9 protein-coding genes are annotated in these 10,265 nt (G+C 58.4%); 2 read left to right on the plus strand and 7 right to left on the minus strand.

Features of this window, described 5'->3' with window-relative positions:
• Positions 1-126: 126 nt before the first annotated feature.
• From WCO56_26680 to WCO56_26700, 5 genes are all read right to left on the minus strand, one after another.
• Positions 127-819, minus strand: a complete 693-nt coding sequence (locus WCO56_26680; GenBank protein ID MEI7733185.1) for a hypothetical protein — start codon at positions 817-819, stop codon at positions 127-129.
• 86 nt (positions 820-905) lie between these two features.
• A complete protein-coding gene (locus tag WCO56_26685) occupies positions 906-1,277 on the minus strand; it encodes a hypothetical protein (protein MEI7733186.1) in 372 nt (123 codons plus the stop codon).
• 395 nt (positions 1,278-1,672) lie between these two features.
• The gene (locus WCO56_26690; GenBank protein MEI7733187.1) at positions 1,673-2,677 is read right to left on the minus strand and encodes an FAD:protein FMN transferase; all 1,005 of its coding nucleotides are present in this window, start codon (positions 2,675-2,677) and stop codon (positions 1,673-1,675) included.
• Between the two features lie 4 nt (positions 2,678-2,681).
• Positions 2,682-3,695 carry a PfkB family carbohydrate kinase gene (locus WCO56_26695; GenBank protein MEI7733188.1) on the minus strand — a complete coding sequence of 338 codons (1,014 nt, stop codon included), beginning with the start codon at positions 3,693-3,695 and terminating at the stop codon, positions 2,682-2,684.
• A gap of 5 nt (positions 3,696-3,700) precedes the next feature.
• Entirely contained in the window at positions 3,701-4,819 is a 1,119-nt protein-coding gene (locus WCO56_26700) for a hypothetical protein (protein MEI7733189.1), read from the minus strand.
• A 214-nt stretch (positions 4,820-5,033) separates the two neighbouring features.
• Between WCO56_26700 and WCO56_26705 the strand changes: the two genes are divergently transcribed.
• A complete protein-coding gene (locus WCO56_26705; protein ID MEI7733190.1) occupies positions 5,034-6,140 on the plus strand; it encodes a 3-isopropylmalate dehydrogenase in 1,107 nt (368 codons plus the stop codon).
• A 122-nt stretch (positions 6,141-6,262) separates the two neighbouring features.
• A complete protein-coding gene (locus tag WCO56_26710; protein ID MEI7733191.1) occupies positions 6,263-6,529 on the plus strand; it encodes an addiction module protein in 267 nt (88 codons plus the stop codon).
• Here the strand turns inward: WCO56_26710 and WCO56_26715 are convergent.
• Positions 6,500-8,476: a HEAT repeat domain-containing protein gene (locus tag WCO56_26715; GenBank protein MEI7733192.1), complete on the minus strand. Its 1,977-nt coding sequence runs from the start codon at positions 8,474-8,476 to the stop codon at positions 6,500-6,502. The two genes, WCO56_26710 and WCO56_26715, sit on opposite strands and share 30 nt — an antisense overlap.
• Before the next feature lie 60 nt (positions 8,477-8,536).
• Positions 8,537-9,895 (minus strand): Gfo/Idh/MocA family oxidoreductase, encoded by a 1,359-nt coding sequence (locus WCO56_26720; GenBank protein ID MEI7733193.1) that lies wholly within the window; start codon positions 9,893-9,895, stop codon positions 8,537-8,539.
• Positions 9,896-10,265 lie beyond the last annotated feature (370 nt).

Raw genomic sequence — 10,265 nt, forward strand, 5'->3', positions numbered from 1 at the left:
TTTGATTATTCTTATCAGCAGTAGGTTACATAAGAGAAAAATCAGCCATACACCTAAAACACGATTTGGAATGAGCAACGGAGCGATTCAACACGCGCCTCCAATGCACCGCCAGGCTTCCCATCCTCAGTTCTGTTTAGTCGTGCTGTATCCGCTGTAGAATTTCATTTTCTCATTCACCAACTGGTCGCGAATGGCAAAGAGAACCAAAAGCGAAAATGAATCGAGCCGGATGAACGCATTGATGTTGGCATCCTTCGTGGAGGCTTCCCGGATGCGGCCCACAAAACACGTGTTGAGCTCCACCAAATCCTGGTAAAGTTGACTGAGCCCATTCAGCTTGAAATCCGGCACGCCACCCGCCTCCTGTACGAAATACTGTTTGATAAGGTAAGCGCCAACCGTCCGGAAAATGGTTTCTTCCGGCGTGGCAAACGGCAGATGGAAATTGGCCAGTGGCCGCAAGTTCGACAAGATGGGGCAACCGCTGGTGGCCATCACCAAACCCAGAATGGAATTAAGCCCTTTTTGAATGTCACAGTCGTGATGGTATTCACGTTCCGGCGTGCGTACCCACACCTTTGTTTTGCCGAAGGATACCATGGCCGAAAAATCGTGGATGATTCGTGCCACATCCACCGCCGCCGGGCAATGCTGGAACTGACTGTTAGCGAGCGGACAATTGCTGCAGCGCCGGTACTCCAGCCGGGTCCACTGTGGATGCGCTTGGGCATCGATCTCCGGCGTAAAGCAGCGATCCAGCGCAATTTTAAATTCCTTGCGCGTTCCATCTTCCAATTGAAAGTGATACTCGATCATAAATCATTTTGGCCAAAACTCATACCGGAGACGTTAATTCCCATTTGAATGCCGTCAAGTTCCAACGCAAACTGTGATTGGTTATTTCAGTTCAAAAACAGGATAAAACTAGTACAGATTTTTGGTTCGGATAGCCACCGTGCGCGGCTCCAAGACAATGTCTTCCTGCACATGTTCCTGAATGGCTTTGACCGGGCGCAGGTGCGTGCCCTGTCCGAGAGGCGCTGCAGGAGTTTGCGGATTTTGAGGTGGTTGGCGGTCATGGCGCGCACGCGAGGCACTAGTTCCTGGCGGACGTATTTGGTGACGGTCTTTTGGTTGACCTTGGTGTTGAGGTGATAACCGCGCTGCGAGGGGTTCTGGTGCAGCGGCCCCTGGAGGAGGTTGAGGGCGTCGCGGATTTGACGGTGGAGTTGCGCCTGGCGGAACTTGAGTAATTCGGCTGGTTTGCTCCCCACGAACCCTCGTTTCCGGGTTCATGGGTTCAAAGAGCGAAAGTCGTTGGTTCGGGGAAGCCTCACTTTGGCCCGTGCTCAAGGAAGCACGGGAGCCGCCTTTTTTGGAGTGCGGCGGCAAAGCGGGGTGACGGGGGGGGGCGCGACGCCGCTTTGGATGGGCGCACCAGCAAGCCTGTGATTATCCCGTCCCGCTGGGCGGTGGCCTACCGCCTGACGTCATTGGGACGCCGCAGTGGCCTCCCGCGCTCACGCAACTGGACCGAGCAAATCCAAAGCGGTGTCGCCATCCGCCCCTTTCTCCCCTGGCTGTTGCCACCGCACTCCAAAATTTCCCGCGCCGTCCTGTTTGAGACTCGGCACCTACGTTTACGGTTGTGTTGCTGGCCATTGCGGCACTACTTGCCGAAAGACTTGGTGGTGAATTCTTCCACCGTCCCGTTGACCAGTCGGACCATTTTGGCGGACATGCCCGGCTGCTTTTCCGCCAAAGCCATTCCCTTGGCTGGACCCAACACACAGACGGCGGTCGCAAAGGCATCCGCCGTGGTGCCGTCGCGCGCGATAATGGTCACCAGGTTGTGGCCGGTGAGCCCGATGCCGGTCTTGGGATCAACGATGTGGGAATACCGGACGCCGCCGATTTCCACGTGCTGAAATACGTCACCCGAGCTGGCCAACGCCTGGTTCTGCAAATACACAAAGCGACTAGGTGGCGCGTTGGTAACATCGAGGGGGGCGATTTCGATACGCCAGCCGGCTTTTCCGGGCGGGGCATCGCTGACGGTGATGTCGCCACTGCCCGCCACCAGCGCGCGCGGCACGCCATTTGTCCGCAACACCTTGATGGCTTCATCCGCCGCGTACCCCTTGGCAATCCCGCCCACATCCAGTTTCATACCCGGCACCGTAAGGGTGGAGGTGTGCACGCGTTCATCCAGCACCAGTTTCTCGTAGCCGACCGGTTTTCGGAAGTCGTCAATGACGTCCTGCGGTGGCATCTGCTTGACGCGCCGGATTTTGCGCCAGAGCCCCACGACCGGGCCAACCGTTACATCAAAGGCTCCGTCGCTTTTCCGGGCAATCGTCTGAGCGGCGGCGAGCACCCGCCAGAGATCGTCGCTGAGTTTGATTGCCTGGCCGGTGCCGGCGGTTTTGGATAGGCGGGAGAGTTCGCTGCCGGAATCGTAATCCGTAAGAATATCATTCAACTGGCTGATGCGCGCATAGGCTGCGTTGGCCGCCAGGTCGGCATGGGCCTGGTTAGTGGCGTAGAGAACGATCCGAAATGGCACCCCCATCTGCGGGCGCTGGAATTCAAAGCGTTCCTCCACCAATTTTGGGTGAGTGACGCAACCGGCGAGTAGCGCCAGGGCGGCGGCTGCAAGGGCAACGATTCTCATGCGGCTAAATCAACGGTTTGATTTCCGGCAGTGCGGCGGTGCCAGTGGTGCCCAGTTTGTGAATGACGACGGAGGCAGCGGCGTTGGCAAGTTCCATGGATTCCCGCAACGAAGCCCCGGCAGCCAGGGCGGATGCCAGATTGGCGGTAACGGAATCACCCGCGCCCACAATATCAATCGGCCCGCGCAAGGGCAGGGCAGGGACGTGCTCTACGCGCCCATCCGGGGTTGCACCCATCATGCCGGCTTCGGCGGCGGTGACATAGACTGCTCGCCCCTGACGCTTGGCAAAGGAGCCAAGATTTGCCTTGATCTGTTCGGTTTGTATCTGGCCCGATGTCCGGCTCATTTTCCCGAGTTCCGTCGTGTTCATCTTGAAGATCAGCGGCGGGAAATGACGAAGACCGCGCCGGCTATCCGCCACAATGGGCAGGGCGGGATTCGTCCGGGTGATGCCAGCAAGCGTCTTGAGCAACGCCGTGGTGACCACGCCAGTGTTGGCGCGGTCTACCTGTTCCAATACGATGATGGCATCCACTCGCCGGGCCAGTGGGCGGATGGCATTGGCGATTTTCCGGCTCAAGGCAGCGGGTGTGGGCGTCCAGTTTTTGCTGTCCAGGCGATTCAATTCCTTGGGCGGAACGCCCGGTTGCAACAACAGCGGCTTGCAATAGGTAAAGGTCCTCCGCATCGGGGTGGCAAAGAAATAATCGAGGCAAACGGAACGCGGTTTGCCCAGCGCGCGCTGCAATTCGTAGCCTTCACCATCTTCCCCGCAAAAGCCCACTGGATAGATTTCCGCGATTCCCAGGGCGACCAGATTATTCACGATGGTCCCGGCCCCGCCGGGTTGGGGGCGCACCCGCACGACGTTATGGACGGGCAGCCCGGTCTCAATGGAAACCTCCGCTTTGCGTGGATCAATCTCCAGGTAGCGGTCCAGGCAGAAGTCGCCGATGACCGCGACCTTCAACCGCCGATAATTGCCCGTCAGTTCTTTGAAGCGTTGCTTGTCCATGGTGTTCACTGTTCGCCGGTTTCTTCCGTGTGCCGCAATTCGTGCAACAGATGGTGCAGGAACAGGACGTTGTCGCTTTGCACGTAATGCATGGCGCCACCCATGCGCGAGAAGCTCTTGCAAAAGCGCAGATAGTACGCCGGATGATCCTTGGGGGGCTCGCCCTGCGACCAATCCCATTGGCCGCCATCCTGCAAGTCCACCACGAAAATATCATGGCCACGGATGATGCCCTGGCCGGCCTGAAGCCGCAGATTGTTCACGCAGCTCAGGCTCTTTTCAAACACCTGCGGCGCCATGATCGCCGAGCCGACCGACATCACCACGCCGCCCTCCAAGGCGGCGACCGATCCGCCGAACAGTCGAAAATCCGTTCCTCCGCCCCGGCCAATGACCGCGCCGTTAAACATCGGATGGTTGGAAATGATGTCGTAACCAATCCCCGGATGCACAGTCATCGGGATTTGTTGCTGCCAGGCTTGCCCCAGAATGGAATTCCGCTTCCACGGATGCTTGACGATGATGCGGCCGGGGGGCAGGGGATGTTCGATCATGGCCTGCAACAATTCGGCGCGCGCGGGGGACAGAGGGTGCCGTGGTACCGCACGCAAGGCGGACTCCAGTTCGTCAGTGCCAGGCAGCGTGACGCCATCCTCTTCGATGAACTTGCCCAACGAGGCGCCGTAACCCAACCCTTCCAGCGCGCCCGCCAGTAGCGCCAGTTGAATGTTGCGGCCCGTCTCGAACCAGGTGCCAAACGTGCCGGTGGCGACGTTTTTCTCCACGCTCTCCGTGCTCCAGCCGCAGTAGGCAAACTCCCAGTCATGGATCGTGCCCGCGCCGTTGGTGGCCAGGTGCGTCACCCAGCCATCGTACATGAGGCTGATGGCCACCGAGGCCCCGCCGTTTTTGACCAGATGCGCTCCGTAAAGTAGCATGACCGCCGCTTTGCGCGCGCGCGCGGCTCGGATTTTTTTCGCGCATTGGAGGATTTGGTTGCGCAACGCCGGAGAACAAGGCGGCGGGGGCAGGTCGGGGTTGACGAGAATCTCGCCGATCTGGGACATGCTTTTGCGCTGGCCCAGCGGCAATACTTTTACCCGTTTCAAATCCAATGGTTTCATAAGCAGCCTAATAGAACGCGCTGCATCGTATATGCGAATGCTTATCGCGACAACTGGAATTTTTACATAATGGCCTTGAACTCCGTGCATGGGGCGTTCGTTGCGGATTCGAAAGAGCGGCGGTGGATTTCGGTCGGGAAAAATCCATTGCCAACTTTTAAAATTTGGGTATCTTCACCAGACCGCGTTTCCCAGCGGTTACCATTAAATTGACATGAAAAGCTATAATATTGCAGTCGTTGGCGGAGACGGCACCGGCCCGGAAGTCGTTCGCGAGGCAGTCAAAGTGCTGGATGTTGCCGCCAAGAAATTTAAACTCAAACTCAACTATACCGATTATGACATCGGTGGCGACCGCTATCTGCGCACCAACGAAGTCCTCCCGGATAGTGTGGTGACTGAATTGCGCAAGTTCCCGGCGATTTTGCTGGGGGCCATCGGTCATCCCGGGGTCAAGCCGGGCATTCTGGAAAAGGGAATCTTGCTGCGGCTGCGCTTTGAATTGGAGCAGTACATCAACCTGCGCCCGGTTAAGTTGTACGATGACCGTTATTGCCCAATCAAGGACAAGACGCCGGAGCATATTGATTTCGTGGTCGTTCGGGAAAACAACGAGGGATTGTACACTGGTTCTGGCGGGTTTGTGTTCAAGAATACCCCGCATGAAATTGCCGTGCAGGAAAGCATCAATACCCGGCGCGGCGTGGAGCGCTGCCTGCGCTACGCGTTCAACTACGCTCAGAAGCGTCATGCAGGGAAGAACTGGGGCGGCCTGAAGCCCGAGGATGTCAAGGCGGGCAAGAAGTCCCAACTGACCTTGTGTGGCAAGACCAATGTGCTCACCTATGCGTTTGATCTGTGGGAACGGGCGTTTCATGAAATTGGCGAACAAGATTATAAGAATGTGAAGCGCGACTATGCGCATGTGGATGCCACGACCATGTGGTTTGTTAAGAACCCCGAGTGGTTTGACGTGATTGTGACCGATAACATGTTTGGCGACATCATCACCGACCTGGGCGCCATGATCCAGGGCGGCATGGGCATCGCCGCCGGCGGTAATATCAATCCCGAGGGTACCAGCATGTTCGAGCCTATCGGTGGCAGCGCGCCCAAGTACACCAATCTGAACGTCATCAATCCGCTGGCTGCAATTTGCGCTGGCGCGATGATGCTCGATTATCTGGGCGAAGCGAAGGCCGCGAAGGCCATTGAAGATGCGGTGATCAAAGTGGTGCGCACGAAACTCAAGAGCCTCGCCGCAGGTAAGATGGGTTATACCACCACGCAAGTCGGCGACCTGGTGGCCGCGACCCTGTAACCACAGCTTATTTCGGTTTACGAACAGCGGGACGGCTTATTACCGTCCCGCTTTTGTTTGAAAGGTTTTTGGAGCGGGATTTCGTCATTGCTCCGGACAGTGACGCGGTGTACTTTGAAAGTATGCCGATGACATTGGATCAGATCGTGGCAGAAGCGAGCCACTTGCCGCGCGAGCAGGTGGCGGAAGTGGTGGACCGTCTCACCACCGCGTTGTATGCTGACCGTGATTCGGTGATCGAAGACTCTTGGAAACAAGAGGCCCGCCGCCGGCTTGCGGAACTGGAAAGTGGTAGCGTGGAGGCTAATCCCGGTGACGTTGTCAGCGATAATATTCGCAAAATTGTCGGGCGGAGAACGTCATTTCTTCGCGCCGGGATTTTTTTGTAACGCGTCTTGCACGTATTTCAAAACCGTTTGCGCTTTCTTTTGCAATGCCGGGCTGGTGGCGGCGTCGGCGGCTTTCTGCACCACCGCTGATAGCTTGGGCGCATGTTTGACGGAATCCTTGGTCAGCAACAACCGTTCGGCAATTCCCAGCACCGCGGCCGCAGCCTCTTCTTTGACTCCGGCATCACTCAAAAACGGCTCAAGCAGGGCGATGGCTGGGTGCGAGTTGTTGGCGCCCAGTGCGCCCAAGAGCAGCTTCTTTTCATCATCACGTTGGACGAGACTGGCGGCATTCTTGCACATGACCAGGCGTTGGTCGGCGGGCAGATCGGAACGCCCGGCCAACCGCAAGTAACTGCGCAGACAACGGGTCTTATCACCGGCGTTGTTGGCGGACTGAGCCAATGCCAGCAATTCGGTGGCGGCGTCGGTGGTCTTCCATTCTCCCAGAGTGCGAATGGCGTCAGCGTGAACGGTGGCGTCGGGATCATCCACTGCGGCACGGACCGCCTTCAGTGCGCTGGTGGTTCCGATGCTGCTCAGCACCCGCAGGAGCACGCTTTTTTGCGCGGGCTGTGAGGTTGGCACCAGTGCAGCCAGCTTACCCGCCATGGATTCGGGATCAGCGGTCTTGGCGCACAGCAGGCTCAAGGCTTGCTCAATGGGATCGAGTTCGGCACTGGTTTTCGCAGTGGCCATCAGACTGAAAAATAACGGCACTTCACCGTCACCACCCAGTTCCCCCACCTTTTTGTATGCTGCCGCGCGCAACTTGGGATCCCCGTCCTGACTTATTTTGAGCAGCGTGGGAATGGCAGCGGTGAGCCGTCGTTGCCCGATGATCTCCATCGCCATCAGACGTTTATTGGTATCCTTGTCTTCCAGTAATTTCATCACCGCAGCATCCACCTCTGCCCCTCGCAAACCAGCCACACTTTCTTGCGCGGCTTTGGCCACCTCGGCATCGGCGTCATCCAATAGCCCAATCAACACGGGGGCGCTGGCGGCGTCTCCGATTTCCGGCAGGGCGCGAATTGCTGCGAGGCGCACGTTTTTATCACCACTCTTGGTGGCGGCATGCAGCGCGGGCAGTGCTTTGATTTCACCGAGCTTGCCCAACACTTGGGCGGTGAGAATTTGCTTGGCAACCGGAAGCTTCTCCAACTCTGCGGCCAGGACGGTGGCAATTTCCGGTCCGCTCAGTTCCATGGCGGTGCGGGCGGCGGCCTCCGTCATGACGTAATCGGTGCTGCGAAACGCTTCCAGCAATAGTTTAATGCCGTCCTTTTGCCGGGTTAGCACGGCACCACGCAAAGCGGCGGCGCGAACTTGGTGTGGCATTTGGGTGATGGCGCGCAGGTGATCATAGAGTACCATCGCCTCTTTCACTTGGCCGCTGGCGTGGCTGGCTTCCGCGCAACGCAACAGGCCCTCGGCAAAGGGGGCGAGATTGACTGGATCGGCCTGAAGCAGGGCGGTATCCAACACGCGTCCCGCCACCGGCGAACCGATGGCCCCAAGGGCGCGCGCGGCGGCGTGGGCGACTTGGATATCCTGATCGCGCAACAACCGGGCCAGCGCTTCAATGCTGACGCCGTCTTTGCGCGCGCCGACCGAGCCAATCACCCCGATGAGCATGCGGCCTTTCAATTTGAGCAGCGCGGCGCGCAACGCGACATCCACGGAAGGATCAGCGATGGTTTCCAGCGCGTAACGGGCGTTGTGCGAGAGTTGTTCATCGGCCAGCAGCAGAATCAGGGCTGGCACGGCTTCCTTGGTCCCCACGCGAGCCAATTCGCGGCAGGCGTCCACTTTCTCCTTTTGCGGGGCCTCGGATTTGAGGACCGCGATCAGTTTGCTTTCCGGGTTGTCCTGGGTGCGTGCGGGAGTTGCCACCGCGAGCAGGAGAATGGCTGCCAGGGTAATCGAACGGGTGAAAATTTGCATAGCGTTGTTTGCTTTAAAGTTATCGGTTAATCGCTTTTGGTTTGTTGGGGGCTGGGCGCGTTAGACAATGTACGGTGCGCGCATGGCGCGGGAGCGCAGTCGGTTGGCCTCCGCATCGTTGAACTCCGCTTTTTCCGGGTTAAACTTCAGGTCGCGCTTTAGCCACATGCAGATGTTGGCGGCGTGGACCGTGGCCATGGTGTTATACATGACCTCGGGATTGGCCACCGTTTTGCGGCGCGACTTCACACAGTCGAAGAAATTCCGCACATGATTCATGGGGCGTTGCGTGCGGGCCATGTAGTCGCCCACCAGTTTCTTGAAATCAGCCAGGAGGGCAGGGGAGGATACGTCCGGTTTGGCATAACCATCCGCAGCGGCTACCCAACCATCCGGGCCGTCGAACCGCATCCCGCAGGAGCCGTGCCAATACTTGTCACCGCGGGAGAGAATCAGCTTCGTGCCATTGGCAAAGCCCGTGACCATGCCATCGGCGGTCGGGTTGTTGACATACTGATAGTCCACCGCCGAAGTATTCAGCGCGTCAATGCCCGCTTGCGCCTGGGCAAACGTGTGCGCGCCCCATTCCCCGATGCAACTGGTGTGGAAATCATAATGCCCGCGCCAGCCGCCCCGCACATAATCCGCGTTGTAGGGACGCCAGGGGCATGGGCCCAGCCAGGCATCCCAATCCACTTCCTCTTTGGGCGGTTCCGGCTGGGCCGGCAGCCAATCGTGCCGCATCTCGGCGGCGTCCCAGGGGGCAATATGCGCATACGCCGTATGGACCTTGCCCAAGCGACCACTGCGCGCCATCTCGATGCAATAGACGAAATTGGCCTCGCTCAGCCGCTGCGTGCCGGTCTGGTAAACCCGCCCGTAGCGTTTGGCGGTAGCGACCACGGATTGGCCTTCCGCCAGCGTCATGCAGGAGGGCTTCTCGCAATACACATCTTTACCCGCCCGCAACGCCATCGTGGCCGCATACGCATGCAAACGATCCCCGGTGGCGATTAAGAGCGCGTCAATATCCGTGCGCGTGGCCAGGAACTCGCGCATATCCGTGTACATCGCGCAATCCGTGTTGCCGTACTTGTTATCCACCATCTGCTTGACCCGTTCACGCGAAGTCTTTTTAGCATCGCAGATCGCCACAAACTGCACATCCGGCTCGGGCAACATCCAGTTCAACACCCCGGAGCCGCGATTGCCCACGCCCAGCCCGCCAAAGACAATGCGCTCACTGGGCGGCACTGCGCCATCGCGTCCCAGCGCCGAGGCGGGGATCAGACACGGCACCGCAATGACGCCCCCGGCCAGCGCCGCGTGCTTAAAGAAACGTCGGCGGCTCGAACGGTTTTGGAAAGCGGCAGACTCCGCGGAAATGCGGGTCCCGAACTTATTTGCACGTTGTGACATGCGATGGTTCTAACAGGTCAACCCGGTGTTTGGAAATCTTTTTTGTGAAATATAGGGAACGGTGGGTGCATCTCGTTTGGCTGGGTGATTTTGGGTCCCGTTGTTGAAACAACGAAATGCGGGCGGCAACTCCAACGGAGTTGTGTCCTCCAGCCCAGGGTCGCGAGGAACGAGCCACCCTGGGTTTGGCGGTGAGGGGATTCCCCAACCCTGAAGGGGTTGCGGCAATGGCCACGCCATGATCAATTCCGCCACGCATCAAACGTCGGTCTTCCTATCCAAGCGTACATTGACACACCCCCTAAAGGGTTTATTCTCCCTGGCGGTTGGGACCCAGGATAGTCCCGTTCCCCTTTTCCCCCAACGGTCC

The organism is Verrucomicrobiota bacterium, assembly GCA_037139415.1.
Classification (GTDB): domain Bacteria; phylum Verrucomicrobiota; class Verrucomicrobiia; order Limisphaerales; family Fontisphaeraceae; genus JBAXGN01.